The organism is Aeromonas sp. s2 (assembly GCF_040907935.1).
Taxonomy (GTDB): domain Bacteria; phylum Pseudomonadota; class Gammaproteobacteria; order Enterobacterales; family Aeromonadaceae; genus Aeromonas; species Aeromonas dhakensis.
On sequence record NZ_JBFOCR010000012.1, the window covers coordinates 61,306 to 78,035 of the forward strand.

Consider the following 16,730-nt stretch of genomic DNA (forward strand, 5'->3'; position numbering starts at 1 on the left):
TGCGCTGCCTGGGTACATGGGCAGGTTACAGGAAGAAGGGACTAGGCTGGAACAAGCGTTCCACTTCCGGAATGTACTTCTTGTCCACTAGGAACATCACCACATGGTCGTCCTGCTGGATCTGGGTGCGATCGTGGGCGATCAGTACTTCATCCCCCCGAACCACGGCACCTATGGTGGTGCCGGGCGGCAGCTTGAGCTCTCCCACCGTCTTGCCGACCACCTTGGAGGTGTTCTCGTCACCGTGGGCGATGGCCTCGATGGCCTCGGCGGCACCGCGACGCAGGCTGTAGACGTTGGCGATGTCGGCCCGGCGCACATGGGTCAGCAGGGCCGAGATGGTGGCCTGCTGGGGCGAGATGGCGATGTCGATGGAGCCGCCCTGCACCAGATCCACGTAGGCGCTGCGCTGGATCAGCACCATGGTCTTCTTGGCGCCCATCTTTTTGGCGAGCAGGGCCGACATGATGTTGGCCTCGTCCTCGTTGGTCACCGCGATGAAGACGTCGATCTGGTCGATGTGCTCCTCCGCCAGCAACTCCTGATCCGCAGCATCGCCACAGAAGACGATGGTGTTCTCCAGCACCTCGGAGAGCTGCTCCGCCCGCTTCTGGCTGCGCTCGATCAGCTTCACGCTGTAGCGCTTCTCCAGCTGACGGGCGAGGCCGGCGCCTATGTTGCCGCCGCCGACGATCATGATGCGCCGGTAGGGGCTCTCGAGGCGCTGCAGCTCCGACATCACGGCGCGGATATGGCCCGCCGCCGCCACGAAGAACACCTCGTCATCCGCTTCTATGATGGTGGTGCCCTGCGGGCGGATGGAGCGGCCCTGACGGAAGATGGCCGCCACCCGGGTCTCGATGTTGGGCATGTGATCGCGCAGGGTGGAGAGGGCGTTGCCCACCAGCGGACCGCCATAGTAGGCCTTGACTGCCACCAGTCCCACCTTGCCGCCGGCGAAGTCCACCACCTGCAGGGCGCCCGGGTATTCGATCAGGCGGCGCACGTAGTCGGTCACCAGCTGCTCGGGGGCGATCAGGTGATCCACCGGCACGGATTCGGGCAGGAACAGCCGATCCCGCTCCACCAGATAGGCCGGGGAGCGAATGCGCGCCACCTTGTTCGGGGTGTTGAACAGGGAATAGGCCACCTGGCAGGCGATCATGTTGGTCTCGTCGCTGTTGGTGACCGCCACCAGCATGTCGGCATCCTGGGCGCCTGCTTCGCGCAGCACCTTGGGATGGGCGCCGTGGCCGTTCACCACCCGCAGGTCAAACTTGTCCTGCAGTTCGCGCAGCCGATCGCTGTCGGTATCGACTATGGTGATGTCGTTGTTCTCGCCGGCCAGGTTCTCGGCCAGGGTGCCGCCGACCTGACCGGCGCCCAGAATGATGATCTTCATAGAACCGCCTCATGGACGTCACCCTTGCCAGCTCTGCCTGTGCGCGCGGGGACAGTCATCAACATCATGAATCTCATAGGGAAAACGTGCTCGATATTGGGCAGTAACGGGTGCCGACCAGCGGCACCCCCGTACTTGCGGCCCTGCTTAGCGCTTGCTCAGCCTGGCGTAGTAGAAGCCGTCCATCTCGGCCTCGCCCGGCAGGAACTGGCGCCCCGGGCACTCCGGTGTGTCCTCTGCGTGCAGGGGCACCAGGGTGGCATCCGGCGTGGCCGCGAGGAAGGCGCGGATCTGATCGCGGTTCTCTTCCGGCAGCACGGAACAGGTGGCGTAGAGCAGAGTACCGCCGCTTTTCAGTTTCGACCAGAGGGCGCCGAGGATGCGGCGCTGCAGCTCGGCCAGCTCGCGAATGTCCTGATCCCGGCGCAGCCACTTGATGTCGGGGTGGCGGCGGATGACGCCGGTGGCGGAGCAAGGGGCATCCAGCAGGATGCGATCGAACTGCCCCTCTGGCCACCACTGATCCGGCGTGCTGGCATCGCCGTGGATCACCTTGGCGCTGAGGCCGATGCGATCCAGGTTCTCCTGCACCCGCTTGAGGCGGTTCTCGTCGGCATCGACGGCGACCACGCCGGCCAGCTTGGGTTGGCGCTCCAGCAGGTGAGCTGTCTTGCCGCCGGGGGCGGCGCAGGCATCCAGCACCCACTCGCCCGGTTGCGGGTCGAGCAGGGCGGCCGCCTGTTGTGCTGCGCCATCCTGTACCGAGCAGTCGCCGACCTCGAAGCCGGGCAGCTTGGTTACGTCGCAGGGACGCTCCAGCAGGATGCAATCCTCGCCCTCTTCACCGGCCACCGCATTGATGCCGGCGTCGGCCATGCGGGCCAGCATCTGCTCGCGGCTCTGGCGCTGGCTGTTGTTGCGGATCCACATGGGCGGGCGCTGGTTGTTGGCCTCCATGATGAACTCCCACTCCTCCGGATAGGCCTGACGCAGACGCTTGGTAAGCCACTCGGGGTGGCCGAGGCGCACGCTCGGCACGCGGTCGATACGCAGCAGAATGACTTCGGCGCTGCGCTGGAAGTTGCGCAGCACGCCGTTGATGAGGCCGCGCAGAGAGGTACCCTTGAGCAGCTTGACGGCGTTGACGGTCTCGGCCACCGCGGCGTGAGCCGGAATGCGGGTGTAGATGAGCTGATAGAGACCGACCAGGATGAGGTAGTGGAAGATGCGGCTCTTGTTCTTGAGCGGCTTGTCCATCATCTCGCCGACCGCCGCATCGAGGCGGGGCAGCCAGCGCAGGGTACCGTAGCAGAGTTCTTGCAGGAGGGCGCGATCGCGGGGCGCAACCTTCTCCTGGGCAGCAGGCAGAACGGCTGAGAGGGACTGGCCCTGATCCAGCACCTGTTGAATGACGAGAGCAGCCTGTGCGCGTGTTTTCATAGTGTTACCTTAGATGCGCAAGTCGGGGCCTGGGCCCCGCCTTGTGTCAATTCAGTTCAATTCAATTGCGTGCCGGGTTCAAACCAGTCGCGGCGAGAGTTGAGCAGATCCGTCACGGACATCGCCTTCTTGCCGGGCGGCTGTAGGGTCAGCAGGCGCAGTACCCCCTTGCCGGTGGCGACATCGATCCCCTGCTTGTCGGCCTTGAGCAGGGTGCCGGCGCGCTGGCCATGATCCTGTGTGATGACCTCGGCCTGCCATACCTTGACGGTCTGATCGGCTACCTCGAACCAGCTGATGGGCCAGGGGTTGAAGGCGCGGATGCAGCGCTCGATGGCGACGGCCTCCATCGACCAGTCGATGCGGGCCTCTTCCTTGGAGAGCTTCTCGGCGTAGTTGGCAAGCGCATCGTCCTGCGCCTCGGCGGCGGTGTTGCCAGTGGCCATGGCGTTGATGGTGTCGACCAGCGCCTGCGGGCCCAGCTCGGCCAGCTTGTCATAGAGGCTGGCGGAGGTCTCGTCGGCGGCGATAGGGCAGCTTACCTTGCGGATCATGGCGCCGGTATCCAGCCCCACATCCATCTGCATGATGGTGACGCCGGTTTCGGCATCGCCCGCCCAGATGGAACGCTGGATCGGGGCGGCGCCGCGCCAGCGCGGCAGCAGGGAGCCGTGCACGTTGATGCAGCCCAGACGCGGGGTATCGAGCACCACCTTGGGCAGGATCAGGCCGTAGGCCACCACCACCATCAGGTCGGCGCCAAGGGCAGCCAGTTCGGCCTGGGTCTCTTCCTTGCGCAGGGAAGCCGGTTGATAGACCGGCAGATCGTGGGCCAGCGCCAGCTCCTTGACCGGGCTGGCGGTGAGCTTCTGGCCGCGGCCGGCGGGCTTGTCCGGCTGGGTATAAACGGCGACGACCTCGTGGTCGGAAGACAACAACGCCGCCAGGTGACGGGCGGCGAAGTCGGGAGTACCGGCAAAAATCAGTTTCAACTTATTCAATGGGGCAGATCCTCAGAGGACTTTGCGATCTTCACGGGCCATCTTTTCCAGCTTCTGGCGAATGCGTTGGCGCTTGAGCGGGGAGAGGTAATCCACAAACAGCTTGCCGACCAGATGGTCCATCTCATGCTGGATGCAGATGGCGAGCAGATCGTCTGCTTCCAGCTCGAATGCCTTGCCGTGGCGATCCAGTGCGCGCACCTTGACCCACTCGGCGCGGGGCACCAGGGCACGGCTGCCGGGCACGGAGAGACACCCTTCCTCGATGCCGGTGCTGCCGGCCTGCTCGATGATCTCGGGGTTGATCAATACCAGAGGATCTTCACGGTTTTCAGAGACATCGATCACTATGATGCGCTGATGAATGTCGACCTGAGTGGCGGCGAGGCCAATGCCTTCCTCCGCGTACATGGTTTCGAACATATCATCTACAATGTGTTGTAACTCGGGTGTAAAGGTCTCGACAGGGGCTGCGACGGTACGCAGACGCTCATCGGGGAAACGCAATACATCTAGAATGGCCATAGTTTTTTCTTTAGTTTCGTATAAATGCAGTCAATATTGGCGTAATTCTAGTCATTTACGCCGACAAAAAACAGCAACACTTTGCGCGCAGAAGTAACAGGGAGTGTTATGTATCTGAAGCAAACCATCCTCGCCTGCCTGTTGGCCACGTTGAGCCAGGGAGCTCAGGCCGACCAGCTCAAACTGAAGGCAGGCTATCCCGAGACCTATGTGGTGCAAAAAGGCGACACCCTCTGGGATATTTCCGGCCAGTATCTGGCAGAGCCCTGGCTCTGGCCAAGGCTCTGGAACATCAACCCGCAGATCGCCAATCCCCACTGGATCTACCCGGGTGACGTGCTGCACCTGAGCTGGGTCAATGGCGAGCCGCGGCTCGGCAAGGCAACCCAGGGCGGCAAGCAGGTGATCCGCCTCTCTCCCAAGAGCCGCTACGAGAACAAGGCCAATCCCATTCCGACCCTGCCGCTCAGCGAGATAGGCCCCTTCCTGCAGACCGACCATATTCTGGCAAACAGCCAGCAGGCGAAGCAGTTGCCCTACGTGCTCGGTAATGATGAGGCCCATATCGGCATGCTGGAGGGCGATACCCTCTACGTGCAGGGTTCGCTGATCCCGGGCCAGGATTACGGCATCTACCACCCTGGCGCCATCTACAAGGATCGGAAAACCGGCGAGCAACTTGGGCAGGAGGCGGTCTTCGTCGGTACGGCCAGGGCGGAGGCCCTGCTGCCGGATGGCCGTACCCGGGTCACCCTCAGCCACAGCAAGCGGGAAGTGTATCAGGGAGACAAGCTGATGCCGTTCCCGCCGCAGGAGAGCCTCTCTGCCGTGTTTACACCCAAGGCGGCCCCCGTCATCTCACCCGGCTATATCGTCGATCTGCCGAGCAAGGCCCGGGGCGGCGGCAAGTTCGATGTCGTGCTCATCAACAAGGGTCTGCGGGATCAGGTGGCACCCGGCGATGTGCTGGAGATCCTGCGACCCGGGACTCGGCTGGTGAGCAAGAATGGCAAGGTCGCCTATCGGGAGTACTCTTCCGTCTATGACAAGGCCTTCTATTCTGCCGGCAAACCACCGCTCCCCTCGGAGGCGGTGGCGCGGGTCATGCTGTTCAAGGTGTATGACAAGTTGAGCTACGGGCTGATCCTGCAAAGCCAGAACATGGTCGGCACCGGCTATCAGGTCAGCAACTTCTGACGTGACGCTTCCATCCGGGCGACTCGCGCTGTGGCTGACACTGGATGCCGTCACCGGTATCGGCCCGGTCACTGCCGCTCGTCTGCTCGCCCATTTCGGCGGCGACATCGCCGCCCTGTTCGACTCGGAAGATGGCACCTTGCGAGAACTGGGTCTGCAAAGTGCCCAGATCCGGCAGATGCGATGGCCTCTGCCGGTGGTCGAACAGGGGCTGAGCTGGGCAGCCGAGCCCGGCAATCATCTTCTCTGCCCCGACGATCCCGCCTATCCACCTCTGCTCAAGGAGATCCCAGCCGCCCCTCTGTTGCTCTACTGCCGCGGCAATCTGGCAGCACTGTCTGTTCCCCAGCTGGCGATGGTCGGCACGCGCCACCCGACCTATGCCGGCAAGGACAATGCTGCCCGCCTCTGCAGCGAGCTGGTCGCGTGCGGATTGGCCATTACCTCAGGTCTGGCGCTTGGCATCGATGGGATTTGTCATCAACAGGCGCTGACAAACAGGGGGATCACCCTGGCAGTGCTGGGCTCCGGGCTCGACAGCATCTACCCAAAGCGTCATCAGGGGCTGGCAGAGCAGATCATGGCGCAGGATGGTGTGCTCATCTCCGAGCTGGTGCCCGACAAGGGGCCGCTGGCGGAGCACTTTCCACGGCGCAATCGCATCATCAGCGGCCTGTCGCTGGGAACCCTGGTGGTGGAGGCGGCCGAGCAGAGCGGTTCGCTCATCACGGCCCGTTACGCGCTAGAACAGGGACGGGATGTCTTCGCCGTGCCGGGGGCACCACAGAACGGGCAGGCGCAGGGCTGCAACAAATTAATCCAGCAGGGGGCCAAACTTGTGTTGAACGCGGCCGATATAGTGGAAGAGCTGCCGGGATTCTGTGCCTTGAGGCATCAAGGGACGGATATGTCTGAGCAGCAGCATAATAGCGAATTGCCTTATGCCGATTTGTTGGATAACGTAGATTACGAGACCACGAGCGTGGATACCGTTGCCGAGCGGACCCAGCTTCCTGTCGCAGTGGTATTGGGCAGGTTGGTTGAGCTGGAGCTGGCCGGAGCAGTGATGGCGGTAGCCGGTGGATACGTCAGAGCGAGGAGGGCGAATCATGTTTGATGTATTGATGTACCTTTTCGAGACCTACATCCACAGCGATGCAGATGTGACGGTCGAACAGAACGAACTCACCGATGAACTGAGCCGCGCCGGTTTCGACAAGGAGGAGATCGAGAAGGCACTCGACTGGCTGGAAAGACTGGCCAATTTGCACGACAGCGAGCGGGAGGTCTATGTGGCCGCCAGCACGCAAGGCTCGATGCGTATCTATGCCCCGCAAGAACTGGCCCGTCTAAGCACCGAGTGCCGCGGCTTCCTGCTGTTTCTGGAGCAGGCCCAGGTGCTCAACGCCGAAACCCGTGAAATCTGCATCGAGCGTCTGCTCGAGCTGGACAAGCCGGATATCGAGCTGGATGACCTGAAGTGGGTGGTCATGATGGTGCTCTTCAACGTTCCCGGCAGTGAAAACGCCTACCAGCAGATGGAAGAGCTGGTGTTTGACGAGTCAGATGGCGTCATCCACTGACAGCCCGCAGCCGCGCTGGTAGAATCCGGATCATCTGGATTTCAAGGCGCGGCCCATGTCAAAGATCGATCACCACCTCTTTTCTGCCCACGAGCATGCGCTTGAACGTGAGCCATGCCCGCAGTGTGGTGCCGAGCTGGTGATCCGCCAGGGCAAGCACGGCCCTTTTCTGGGCTGTTCCGCCTACCCCGCCTGCGACTTCATTCGCTCCCTGACCCCCTCCGGCCGTGACATCGAGAAAGTGCTCGAGGGCTCTGCCTGTCCGGACTGTGGCCAGCCGCTGGCGATCAAGAAGGGGCGCTATGGGTTGTTCGTGGGCTGTACCCAATATCCGGCCTGTCAGCACATCGAATCCCTGCAGGAGAGTGACGATACCCAGGTACTCTGTCCCGAGTGCGGCAAGGGTCATCTGATCAGCCGTACCTCGCGTTATGGCAAGCAGTTCTACTCCTGCGACGGATATCCCCACTGCAAATATGTCGTCAATGACAAGCCGGTTGCCATGCCTTGTCCGCAGTGCGGCTGGGGCATCATGGTGGAGAAAAAGGTGCGGGGGAGCGTGCGCTGGATCTGTCCGCAAAAGAAATGCGGCCACCAGAGCGAGCGGGTATAATCGCGCCGCCTTGAGCGAATTGAAACGTTTTCGGCAACCTTCCACCCCCCACTTGGAGTAAGGAAATTCCCGCCATGACTAAACCTTTCGTTGCCGTATTGATGGGCTCTGATTCCGATTTTCCCGTGATGCAGACCACTCTTGAGGTTCTCAAGTCGTTCGACATCGCGGTGGAAGTGAAGGTGACTTCCGCACACCGTACCCCGGCGGCGACCCACCAGTACGTAACCGATGCCGAAGCCCGTGGCTGCAAGGTATTTATCTGCGCCGCCGGTCTGGCCGCTCACCTGGCAGGTGCCGTGGCTGGCATCACTACGCGTCCCGTGATCGGCGTGCCCATTGATGGTGGCCCGCTCAAGGGGCTGGATGCCCTGCTTTCCACCGTGCAGATGCCGGGTGGTGTGCCGGTGGCAACCGTGGCTATCGGTAAAGCCGGTGCCAAAAATGCCGGCTATCTGGCCGCCCAGATGCTGGCGGTGGCCGATGATGAACTGGCGGCCAAGGTTCGGGCCGAGCGCCAGAAGAATGCCGACGAGGTGCTGGCCAAGGATGCCGCCCTGCAGGCTCAACTCAAGTAAGCCCCGAGAAGGCAACCACGGTCAGCCTCGCTCTCTGCTGTTGGCAGGGGGATGAAGGGGGCTGCGGTGGTTGCCACCCTGCGGGGTCAACCTTAATTTATGATGAGGCGACAGCCCGGCTGTCGCATTTTTTATGTCCAAAGAATTTGAACTTGCTGTTGCCGCACTCCAGCACGATGGGGTGATTGCCTACGCTACCGAAGCGGTTTTTGGCCTGGGATGTGACCCCGATTCCGAAGCGGCGGTACAACGCCTGCTGGCGATCAAGCAACGACCGGTAGAGAAAGGGTTGATCCTGATTGCCGCCGACCTGGCCCAGCTGCAGGATTACATCGATTTGGACCAGCTCACCAGCGAGCAGCTGGCCAGGGTGGAGGCCAGCTGGCCCGGTCCCTTTACCTGGATCATGCCGGCTCGTCCCGATACGCCGGCCTGGCTGACCGGGCAATTTGACACCCTGGCCGTGCGCGTTACGGCCCATCCACAGGTACAGGCGCTGTGCCGCGCCTTTGGCAAGCCGCTGGTCTCCACCAGTGCCAATCTGACTGGTGAGGAGCCTGCCCGCCGGCTGGCCGACATCGGCGAATTGCTGGCCAGCCAGCTGGCCTATATCCTGCCAGGCGAGGTGGGGGGGCAGGCCAACCCATCCGAGATCAAGGATGCCAGAACCGGTGCCGTCATTCGCCCCTCCTGAGCGGCGTTGGTGACGAGGTCTGGTGGCTATGCGGACGGGCGGAGTGCCGGTTCGAGGACATGACAATAATAGGGTCAGGCGACGATCCTGGCTGACTGGAGACAAGATGAGCAAACCGGATGTGGCCCAGGTCAAGGCCTTCCTGCTGCAGTTGCAGGACGACATCTGCCGTGGACTGGAGCAGGCTGACGGTGCCGGGCACTTTGTGGAGGATGCCTGGCAGCGTGAGGGGGGCGGCGGTGGTCGTACCCGGGTGCTGCGCCATGGCGCCGTGATCGAACAGGGGGGCGTCAACTTCTCCCATGTTTATGGCGATGCCATGCCGGCTTCCGCCACGGCCCATCGTCCCGAGCTGGCTGGCCGCAGGTTCGAGGCCATGGGTGTGTCGCTGGTGATCCATCCACACAACCCCTACGTGCCGACCAGCCATGCCAACGTGCGTTTCTTCATCGCGGAAAAGGAGGGGGAGGCGCCCATCTGGTGGTTCGGAGGGGGCTTCGATCTGACGCCCTTCTATCCGTTCGAAGAGGATGTTCGGCACTGGCATCAGGTCTCCCACGACCTCTGCCAGCCGTTTGGCGACGACATCTATCCCGAGTTCAAGTCCTGGTGCGATCGCTACTTCTTCCTCAAGCATAGAGGCGAGACCCGCGGTGTCGGCGGTCTCTTCTTCGACGATCTCAATCGCTGGCCGTTTGCCGACAGCTTTGCCTTCATGCGAGCGGTGGGTGAAGGCTACCTCGCCGCCTATCTGCCGATTGTCGAGCGACGCAAAGGAGATGCCTATGGCGAGCGGGAGCGGGAGTTCCAGCTATATCGCCGCGGTCGCTACGTGGAATTCAATCTGGTATATGACCGCGGTACCCTGTTTGGTCTGCAGACGGGGGGGCGCACCGAGTCGATCCTGATGTCGATGCCGCCATTGGCCCGCTGGGAGTATGACTGGCAACCGGAGGCTGGCAGCCCGGAGGCGCAGCTCTACACCGACTATCTCAAGCCGCGTGAGTGGCTGTGAAGCAAGGGGCCATCGCGGCCCCTTCTTGTTGCCGATATTCGACTTGTTCCCGCGGGGGAAAACCCGTTAAATCGGGAGATTGCCCTCTAAAGGAACGCCTTGATGGATCGTTATCTGGTTTTTGGCCACCCGGTGCGCCACAGCAAATCCCCCTTCATTCATACCCTCTTTGCCCGGCAGACCCAGCAAGAGCTGGAATATGGTCTGGCCGAGCCGGCAGTCGAGGAGTTCGCCACCGCATTGCGTGCCTTCTTTACCCAGGGCGGCAAAGGGTGCAACGTTACAGTCCCCTTCAAAGAGCAGGCATTTTCCCTGGTCGACCGGCTGAGCCCCAGGGCCAAACGGGCGGGGGCGGTCAATACCATCAAGTTGACCGATGACGGCGTATTGCTGGGGGACAATACCGATGGGGCCGGGTTGGTGGCTGACCTCAAGTCCCATGGGATGAATTTGGCCGGCAGCAGGATCCTGTTGCTAGGAGCGGGTGGTGCGGCGCGCGGCGCCCTGGCGCCCTTGCTGGCCGAACAGCCGGCCGAAGTGGTGATCGCCAACCGGACCCACGCCCGGGCCGAGCAGCTGGCGGCCGAGTTTGCTGATCTGGGGTCCGTCAGTGCCCAGACTTACCCGCAGCTAGCCGGTCCTTTCGATCTGATCATCAACTCCACCTCTGCCAGTCTGCAGGGAGAGCTCCCGCCTCTGGATCCTGCCCTGATCCATGCCGACATCGCTATCTACGACATGATGTATGGTGCGACGGATACCCCTTTTATTGGTTGGGCCAGACAACATGGTGCCCGCCAGGCCATGGACGGGCTGGGCATGCTGGTGGAACAGGCGGCCGAAGCGTTTACCGTGTGGCGCGGAATCCGGCCAGGGACTAAACAGGTATTGAGAGAACTGCAACGCAATCTGGGGACCCTATGAATCAAGGCATCCTGTTTCCCGAGCTGGCGGACTGGCAACCGCATGAACAGCGCATCCATTTTCCCGCCCAGCAGATGGGGGCACTGGTCGACTGCTACATCAGCCGCCGGCGACTGGAAAAAATGACCGGTCTCTCCCTGGCCAGGGAGGAGGACATACTGCGGGCCTTCGAAAGCGTACGTTTTGACATCGAAGAGATGGCTGAAAAACTCATTGAAGAACAAGAGTTTGCAGAGGATGGTGCAATCTATCTGTGATTTTTACGAGTTTTTTCTCAAAGCAGCGGAACTTGTACCAAGAGACGTGGACTAACTAGATAGTTGAGGAAGTGCTAGCTAGTCACCTTTATAACGCCCCGGTATTCGTACTGGGGATTTTTTTATCTGCATGAAAAGTAAGAAAATTTATGTAATTCATTTTCCGTGAAACTAAATTACATAAATTACTTTCACTTTCTGCTGCTTTGCTATACAGTTAACAACGTAGGGTACAGAGGTAAGATGTTCTATCTTTCAGACCTTTTATTTCACGTAATTGAATGTGGCTGAATAGCAGCCCCGGTGAGTCATCATCGGGGCGTTTTTTTATGGGTTGCGTTTAGAGTAAATGCTTTAATGTTGGTGAATATTTGTTAGAATGAAAGGGCTTCTTGAGGAAAAACCAGTCGTCTTTGTTCTCAAGATTTAGCTTCTTCCCAATTTTTGAACTGATTGTTTAAGGCCGGTACTGCATCTGCAGCATCGGCCTCATTTTTATCCCTCCACCACAGAAAATGTAATTAAATTTCATTTTGGTACTTATTAAGCGATATCGCCGCTTTTTCTCTGCATGAATTTGAAAACGTTGCCAATGGGATGAAAAGTTAATTGTTATATAAAATTAACTGTTTATCCCATTGATCAATATGGTTATTCAGATTTTTGGAGGGAGGTAAGCCAAGCGTGGATGGAGGGCAGAGAAGGGGACTCACAGGCTGAAAGCCTTTCAATCAGCGGAGGAGCCGCTCCGCCAATTGCATGGTTGTTTGCCGCATCAACAAGAGGGGAGCTATTCCTCGATCGACTCTTGTTCGTCGTCAATCACCTCATCGGCGCCAGCCTGATACCAGCCGGTCAGCGTCTGGGCCAGCTTTTCCACCCCGATGTTGTTCAGCGAGGAGAAGGCTTCCACCTGGATATGCGGGCCCAGTGCCGCCACGGCCTGGCGTACCTTGATGACCTGATTGTTGCGCGGGCCCGGGCTCAGCTTGTCGGCCTTGGTCAGCAGTAGCATGACAGGCAGTGCGCGGTGGGCGCTCCACTCCAGCATGTTCATGTCGGTATCTTTGAGCGGGTGACGGATATCCATCAGGATCACCAGCCCTTTCAAGGACTCGCGACGCTGCAGATATTCAGCCAGGGACTTTTGCCACTTAAGCTTCATTTCCAGCGGAACTTGCGCATAACCGTAACCCGGCAGGTCGACCAGACGCTTGCCCGGCTCCAGCTCGAACAGGTTGATCAACTGGGTGCGACCCGGGGTCTTACTGGTACGCGCCAGGTTCTTGTGCTTGGTCAAGGTATTCAATGCAGATGACTTACCGGCGTTGGAACGGCCGGCAAACGCAATCTCGACACCCCCATCATTTGGCAGGTGACGGATGTCGGGTGCGCTGGTCACAAAATGCACCTTATTGAAATTCAGAGTTTGTGTATCCAACGTAAATTCCCCATAGAGATAGAGGGTTATAGAGTTACTTTTTTGTGAAATCGTGTAAAATGGCGTCGCTTAAACGCGTTTATTTTAACATGCCTTCAGCGGCATGGGATCTGGAAGCCTAATAACGAGAAGTTGGAACGCCATGAAGAACCTAGTCATTACTCTTGCTCTGATGGTTGGCGTAACGGGGATGGCACAAGCCAAGGGCGATGCCGCTGCGGGACAAACCAAGGCTGCCGTTTGCGCGGCCTGTCACGGACCGGACGGAAACAGCCTTGTCGACATGTATCCCAAGATTGCTGGTCAGCACGCATCATATATCAAAAAGCAGTTAGTTGAACTGAAGGCTGCAGCTTCCGGCCAAACTGGTCGGGTTGCTCCCATCATGGGGCCGATGGCGCTTCCCCTGTCCGAGCAGGACATGGAGGACCTGGCTGCCTACTTCTCCAGCCAGAAGGTGACGCCGATCGCCGTGCCCGATGATGCTGTGGCGGCAGGCAAGGCGCTCTACATGGGGGGCGACATGAGCCGCGGTCTGGCTGCCTGTACCGCCTGTCATGGTCCTCGTGGTTCCGGGGTCGAGCAGGCCAAGTATCCAAGCCTCTCCGGCCAGCACCCAGCCTACATCAAGGCCCAGCTCACCGCCTTCAGGGCTGCCGCTCGTGACAATGATCCGAACGGCATGATGCGGGACGTGGCCAAGAAGCTGACCGATCAGGATATCGAAGTGCTGTCCAAATATGTGGCGGGTCTGCACTGATTGCGGTCGTTTATCCAGCCCGTTGATATTGACGAGGAGCCAGTGGCTCCTCGTTTCTTTTTGGCCTTTAACACCATTTGGCCAATTTTTTCTCACATTGTTGTAAGAGATCTCCCATTCATGAGCCTGGCCAGGGCTTAAAAAATTCGGGAATAATGCTTAGTAATTCATTAATTTCAATATGTTAAATGACAATAGATGGATTATTTCCGTTTGAAAACGTTCCTGGTGGATTGAGCCACTTTATTAAGTTGATACAGTGGATGCATGGAGTGGCCCGCAGGGCAGTTCACGACAGGGATGACGTGAAAGACAGGATGTCGAGGCGGCAGGACGCCACGGAGCCATGCAAGTGGCAGGCAAAGGATTGAAAAACCAGGATGGTGACCGTTCAGGAAGAGCGGGGCTGCGGGACGCAACCACCCCAGAAGATGACCGGACGTCGTCGGCATGGGTCAGGCAAGCACACGCACATTCAGGATCGACCAATTAAGGTCAGGACGACCACACACAAAGATATGATGCGCAGACGTATCACCACGGACAGGGTGATTTGCAGCCAGGGATGGGACTCGCATAAACATATCAAGGCAGCTTCGGCTGCCTTTTTTCTTTTGGGTCATTAACCCGCCCGGTCATTCTGTGTCAAAATACCAGCAACATGCCCAGAGGATGCCGATCCTGCGGTATTTGGCGGTCATTCATGGCCGGATGGGTGCGGGATCCCACTTTTTGTTTCTCGTCCATCACTCCCGGTATCAGCATCCTCCCCGGCCCACATCAGGCCGGGAACGGGTTTCAATCCAGTTATTTGTCGGAGTCAGTCATTCATGTCGGCTAAACAACCCAATCGCAAGCCCGCCGGTAAGCGCAAAGAATCAGAGGCCAGTGCCCAGGAAGGCCGTGAGCGCAAGCGCGCCGCCAAGCGCAAGGGCTTGAAGGCCGGATCCCGCCAGCAAGTCGAGCAGAGCGGCAAGAAAGGCGGTACCAAGCAGGCCAAGGACCCGCGTATCGGTTCCCGCAAGCCCGTCGCGCTGATCGTGGAAGAGAAGGGTGGCAAGCCGGTGGCGCCCAAACCCGCCAAAGAGAAGAAGCTGGTGATGACACCCGAGCAGGAGTTGGCCTCCATCGAGAATGATGATCGCCTCAATGACCTGCTGGATCGTCTGGATGCTGGTGAAACCCTGGAAGCGACCGAGCAGGCCTGGGTCGATCAGAGGGTCGATCGCTATCAGGAGCTGATGGACGAGCTTGGCATCATCGACAACGATGACGACGAAGACGACATGGACTTTGATGATGCCGACTTTGACGAGCCGAACCAGCCTGCCTCCGAAGAGGAGCTGTGGGATCGTTTCACTCAGGTTGACTATCAGCCGGAGCCCAAGCCTGAGCCGAAGAAAAAGTGATGAGTGGATGGATGCTGGCCGCCCTGTTGGGCGGCCTGATTTTGTTGGGGCTGGCCTTCTATGCCGGTTCCCTGCTGGCCCGTCTCAAGCGCCAGCACGACAGCCAGCAGCAGGCCATCGCGGCCCGCAATGAGCGTATTCTCGAGAGCGTCAGGGTCATCGCCCACGCGGTACGAGACGGCCAGTGCGACTACTCCGAGGGTGCCATCCGGCTGACCAACCTGCTCGATGCACTGCAGATCAAGGGCGGTCGTGCCTTTGCCGGTGAATTTCCGGGGCTGTACGGTCTCTACGAGAAGGTGAAAGAGATGCCGACCCATGAGGCGAGGCGGGCCCTCAAGCGCAATGAAATCATGAAGATGGATCTCGAACGCAGTGGCTATGAGGCCGAGCTGGAGGCGCAGATCCTCAAGGATGTGGCCCGACTGAAGGATTTTCAGTTAAGCCGGTGAGCCAATAACAACAAGAGGAAGCAAGCGTGCAAGCAGAACAGATTGTGTGGGATCAGGCCCTGATCGAAAAATATAATTACAGCGGCCCGCGTTATACCTCCTATCCCACTGCGCTGGAGTTCAATGAGGGCTTCGGTTATCCGGACTTCGTCCAGGCCGCGAGCCAGTATCCGGCGCGCAACCTGTCGCTTTACGTGCACATCCCCTTCTGTCACAAGCTCTGCTACTACTGCGGTTGCAACAAGGTGATCACCCGTCACCGCCACAAGGCTGACCAGTACCTCGATTACCTCGAGCAGGAGATCAAGGCACAGGCCCCGCTGTTCAAGGAACGGCTGGTGACCCAGCTGCACTGGGGCGGCGGCACGCCCACCTATCTGGATGAACCCCAGACCCGCCGACTGATGACCATGTTGCGGGAGCACTTCCATTTCGCCGAAGAGGGGGAGATCAGCATCGAGGTGGATCCGCGCGAGATCGAGCTCTCCATGCTGGACGTGCTGCGGGAAATCGGCTTCAACCGCATCAGTCTTGGCGTGCAGGATTTCAACAAGGAGGTCCAGGTCGCGGTCAACCGCGAGCAGGACAACGACTTCATCCGCGCCATGCTGGAGCGAGCCCGCGAACTGGGTTTTCGTTCCACCAACCTGGATCTCATCTACGGCCTGCCCCATCAGAACCGTGAGAGCTTCCACCACACCTTGGAAGAGGTGCTCAAGACCGACCCGGCGCGCCTCTCCATCTTCAACTATGCCCACCTGCCGAGCCGTTTTGCCGCTCAGCACAAGCTGAAGGAGGCGGACATGCCGGCGCCGCAGGAGAAGCTGGCCATGCTGCAGGACACTATTGCCTTTCTGACCGGCCGCGGCTACCAGTTCATCGGCATGGATCACTTCGCCAAGCCAGACGACGAACTGGCGGTGGCCCAGCGTGAGGGCAAGCTGCATCGCAACTTCCAGGGCTATACCACCCAGGGGGATTGTGACCTGCTGGGGCTGGGGGTCTCCTCCATCAGCATGATTGGTGACGCCTATTCCCAGAACCAGAAAGAGCTCAAGGCCTACTACGCCCAGGTGGAAACGCTGGGGCACGCCCAGTGGAAGGGGTGCTCCCTCAACCGGGACGACCTGATCCGCCGCGAGGTGATCAAGCGCCTTATCTGTGATTTTTCCCTGAACTTTGCCGCCGTCGAGCAGGCCCATGGTCTGGTGTTCAGGGAGTACTTCGCGGAGGATCTCAAACTGCTGCAGACCTTCATCGATGACGGTCTGGTGCGCATGACCGAAGAGGGGCTGGAGGTGGTCTCCACCGGTCAGCTGCTGATCCGCAACATCTGCATGTGCTTCGATGTCTACCTGCGGAGCAAGGCACGCCAGCAGCAGTTCTCCCGGGTGATCTAAGCCGGTCGATGTTGTTGGAAAATAAAAAAACCGCCTCTC

18 protein-coding genes are annotated in these 16,730 nt (G+C 59.6%); 13 read left to right on the top strand and 5 right to left on the bottom strand.

Features of this window, described 5'->3' with window-relative positions; genetic code table 11:
• Positions 1-25 precede the first annotated feature (25 nt).
• The 4 genes from trkA to def all read right to left on the bottom strand — a co-directional run bounded on the left by trkA (position 26) and on the right by def (position 4,368).
• Entirely contained in the window at positions 26-1,402 is a 1,377-nt protein-coding gene (gene trkA, locus AB5Y81_RS09965; protein ID WP_010635452.1) for a Trk system potassium transporter TrkA, read from the bottom strand.
• A 147-nt stretch (positions 1,403-1,549) separates the two neighbouring features.
• Positions 1,550-2,842 carry a 16S rRNA (cytosine(967)-C(5))-methyltransferase RsmB gene (gene rsmB, locus AB5Y81_RS09970; protein ID WP_017788634.1) on the bottom strand — a complete coding sequence of 431 codons (1,293 nt, stop codon included), beginning with the start codon at positions 2,840-2,842 and terminating at the stop codon, positions 1,550-1,552.
• 56 nt (positions 2,843-2,898) lie between these two features.
• A complete protein-coding gene (fmt, locus tag AB5Y81_RS09975; RefSeq protein WP_279485014.1) occupies positions 2,899-3,843 on the bottom strand; it encodes a methionyl-tRNA formyltransferase in 945 nt (314 codons plus the stop codon).
• A gap of 12 nt (positions 3,844-3,855) precedes the next feature.
• Positions 3,856-4,368: a peptide deformylase gene (gene def, locus AB5Y81_RS09980; protein WP_011704266.1), complete on the bottom strand. Its 513-nt coding sequence runs from the start codon at positions 4,366-4,368 to the stop codon at positions 3,856-3,858.
• A 108-nt stretch (positions 4,369-4,476) separates the two neighbouring features.
• Here def and AB5Y81_RS09985 point away from each other — a divergent pair, with 108 nt between their 5' ends.
• The 9 genes from AB5Y81_RS09985 (at position 4,477) to AB5Y81_RS10025 (ending at position 11,229) form a co-directional block, all read left to right on the top strand.
• A complete protein-coding gene (locus tag AB5Y81_RS09985) occupies positions 4,477-5,565 on the top strand; it encodes a LysM peptidoglycan-binding domain-containing protein (protein WP_017778614.1) in 1,089 nt (362 codons plus the stop codon).
• 1 nt (position 5,566) lies between these two features.
• The gene (gene dprA / locus AB5Y81_RS09990) at positions 5,567-6,682 is read left to right on the top strand and encodes a DNA-processing protein DprA (protein WP_368146636.1); all 1,116 of its coding nucleotides are present in this window, start codon (positions 5,567-5,569) and stop codon (positions 6,680-6,682) included.
• Positions 6,675-7,148: a DUF494 family protein gene (locus tag AB5Y81_RS09995; protein ID WP_005307774.1), complete on the top strand. Its 474-nt coding sequence runs from the start codon at positions 6,675-6,677 to the stop codon at positions 7,146-7,148. The genes dprA and AB5Y81_RS09995 overlap by 8 nt, the downstream gene beginning before the upstream one ends.
• 55 nt (positions 7,149-7,203) lie before the next feature.
• Positions 7,204-7,761 carry a type I DNA topoisomerase gene (locus tag AB5Y81_RS10000; protein ID WP_005307777.1) on the top strand — a complete coding sequence of 186 codons (558 nt, stop codon included), beginning with the start codon at positions 7,204-7,206 and terminating at the stop codon, positions 7,759-7,761.
• A 74-nt stretch (positions 7,762-7,835) separates the two neighbouring features.
• Positions 7,836-8,339, top strand: coding sequence for a 5-(carboxyamino)imidazole ribonucleotide mutase (gene purE / locus AB5Y81_RS10005; RefSeq protein ID WP_005307779.1), 504 nt, complete (start codon positions 7,836-7,838; stop codon positions 8,337-8,339).
• 133 nt (positions 8,340-8,472) lie between these two features.
• Positions 8,473-9,033: a Sua5/YciO/YrdC/YwlC family protein gene (locus AB5Y81_RS10010; RefSeq protein ID WP_005307782.1), complete on the top strand. Its 561-nt coding sequence runs from the start codon at positions 8,473-8,475 to the stop codon at positions 9,031-9,033.
• A 106-nt stretch (positions 9,034-9,139) separates the two neighbouring features.
• Positions 9,140-10,048 (top strand): oxygen-dependent coproporphyrinogen oxidase, encoded by a 909-nt coding sequence (hemF, locus tag AB5Y81_RS10015; RefSeq protein WP_017778611.1) that lies wholly within the window; start codon positions 9,140-9,142, stop codon positions 10,046-10,048.
• Positions 10,049-10,150: 102 nt separating this feature from the next.
• Complete coding sequence (gene aroE / locus AB5Y81_RS10020) at positions 10,151-10,972, top strand: shikimate dehydrogenase (RefSeq protein ID WP_017778610.1); 822 nt, start codon at positions 10,151-10,153, stop codon at positions 10,970-10,972.
• Positions 10,969-11,229 (top strand): DUF1488 domain-containing protein, encoded by a 261-nt coding sequence (locus tag AB5Y81_RS10025; protein WP_005307791.1) that lies wholly within the window; start codon positions 10,969-10,971, stop codon positions 11,227-11,229. The genes aroE and AB5Y81_RS10025 overlap by 4 nt, the downstream gene beginning before the upstream one ends.
• 790 nt (positions 11,230-12,019) lie before the next feature.
• On the opposite strand, the gene yihA is transcribed toward AB5Y81_RS10025, so the two are convergent.
• Positions 12,020-12,670, bottom strand: coding sequence for a ribosome biogenesis GTP-binding protein YihA/YsxC (yihA, locus tag AB5Y81_RS10030; RefSeq protein WP_005307794.1), 651 nt, complete (start codon positions 12,668-12,670; stop codon positions 12,020-12,022).
• Positions 12,671-12,812: 142 nt separating this feature from the next.
• Between yihA and AB5Y81_RS10035 the strand changes: the two genes are divergently transcribed.
• The 4 genes from AB5Y81_RS10035 (at position 12,813) to hemN (ending at position 16,691) form a co-directional block, all read left to right on the top strand.
• Positions 12,813-13,430, top strand: a complete 618-nt coding sequence (locus AB5Y81_RS10035; protein WP_005307797.1) for a cytochrome c — start codon at positions 12,813-12,815, stop codon at positions 13,428-13,430.
• Between the two features lie 830 nt (positions 13,431-14,260).
• Positions 14,261-14,839 carry a Der GTPase-activating protein YihI gene (gene yihI, locus AB5Y81_RS10040; protein WP_005307800.1) on the top strand — a complete coding sequence of 193 codons (579 nt, stop codon included), beginning with the start codon at positions 14,261-14,263 and terminating at the stop codon, positions 14,837-14,839.
• Between the two features lie 11 nt (positions 14,840-14,850).
• Positions 14,851-15,291 carry a DUF2489 domain-containing protein gene (locus AB5Y81_RS10045; protein WP_005307801.1) on the top strand — a complete coding sequence of 147 codons (441 nt, stop codon included), beginning with the start codon at positions 14,851-14,853 and terminating at the stop codon, positions 15,289-15,291.
• Positions 15,292-15,317: 26 nt separating this feature from the next.
• Complete coding sequence (gene hemN, locus AB5Y81_RS10050) at positions 15,318-16,691, top strand: oxygen-independent coproporphyrinogen III oxidase (RefSeq protein ID WP_279485012.1); 1,374 nt, start codon at positions 15,318-15,320, stop codon at positions 16,689-16,691.
• Positions 16,692-16,730 lie beyond the last annotated feature (39 nt).

Coding starts and splice junctions, on each gene's coding strand:
- trkA (WP_010635452.1), bottom strand. CDS start 1,402: ATGAAGATCATCATTCTGGGCGCCGGTCAGGTCGGCGGCACCCTGGCC.
- rsmB (WP_017788634.1), bottom strand. CDS start 2,842: ATGAAAACACGCGCACAGGCTGCTCTCGTCATTCAACAGGTGCTGGAT.
- def (WP_011704266.1), bottom strand. CDS start 4,368: ATGGCCATTCTAGATGTATTGCGTTTCCCCGATGAGCGTCTGCGTACC.
- AB5Y81_RS09985 (WP_017778614.1), top strand. CDS start 4,477: ATGTATCTGAAGCAAACCATCCTCGCCTGCCTGTTGGCCACGTTGAGC.
- AB5Y81_RS09995 (WP_005307774.1), top strand. CDS start 6,675: ATGTTTGATGTATTGATGTACCTTTTCGAGACCTACATCCACAGCGAT.
- AB5Y81_RS10000 (WP_005307777.1), top strand. CDS start 7,204: ATGTCAAAGATCGATCACCACCTCTTTTCTGCCCACGAGCATGCGCTT.
- purE (WP_005307779.1), top strand. CDS start 7,836: ATGACTAAACCTTTCGTTGCCGTATTGATGGGCTCTGATTCCGATTTT.
- AB5Y81_RS10010 (WP_005307782.1), top strand. CDS start 8,473: ATGTCCAAAGAATTTGAACTTGCTGTTGCCGCACTCCAGCACGATGGG.
- hemF (WP_017778611.1), top strand. CDS start 9,140: ATGAGCAAACCGGATGTGGCCCAGGTCAAGGCCTTCCTGCTGCAGTTG.
- aroE (WP_017778610.1), top strand. CDS start 10,151: ATGGATCGTTATCTGGTTTTTGGCCACCCGGTGCGCCACAGCAAATCC.
- AB5Y81_RS10025 (WP_005307791.1), top strand. CDS start 10,969: ATGAATCAAGGCATCCTGTTTCCCGAGCTGGCGGACTGGCAACCGCAT.
- AB5Y81_RS10035 (WP_005307797.1), top strand. CDS start 12,813: ATGAAGAACCTAGTCATTACTCTTGCTCTGATGGTTGGCGTAACGGGG.
- yihI (WP_005307800.1), top strand. CDS start 14,261: ATGTCGGCTAAACAACCCAATCGCAAGCCCGCCGGTAAGCGCAAAGAA.
- AB5Y81_RS10045 (WP_005307801.1), top strand. CDS start 14,851: ATGCTGGCCGCCCTGTTGGGCGGCCTGATTTTGTTGGGGCTGGCCTTC.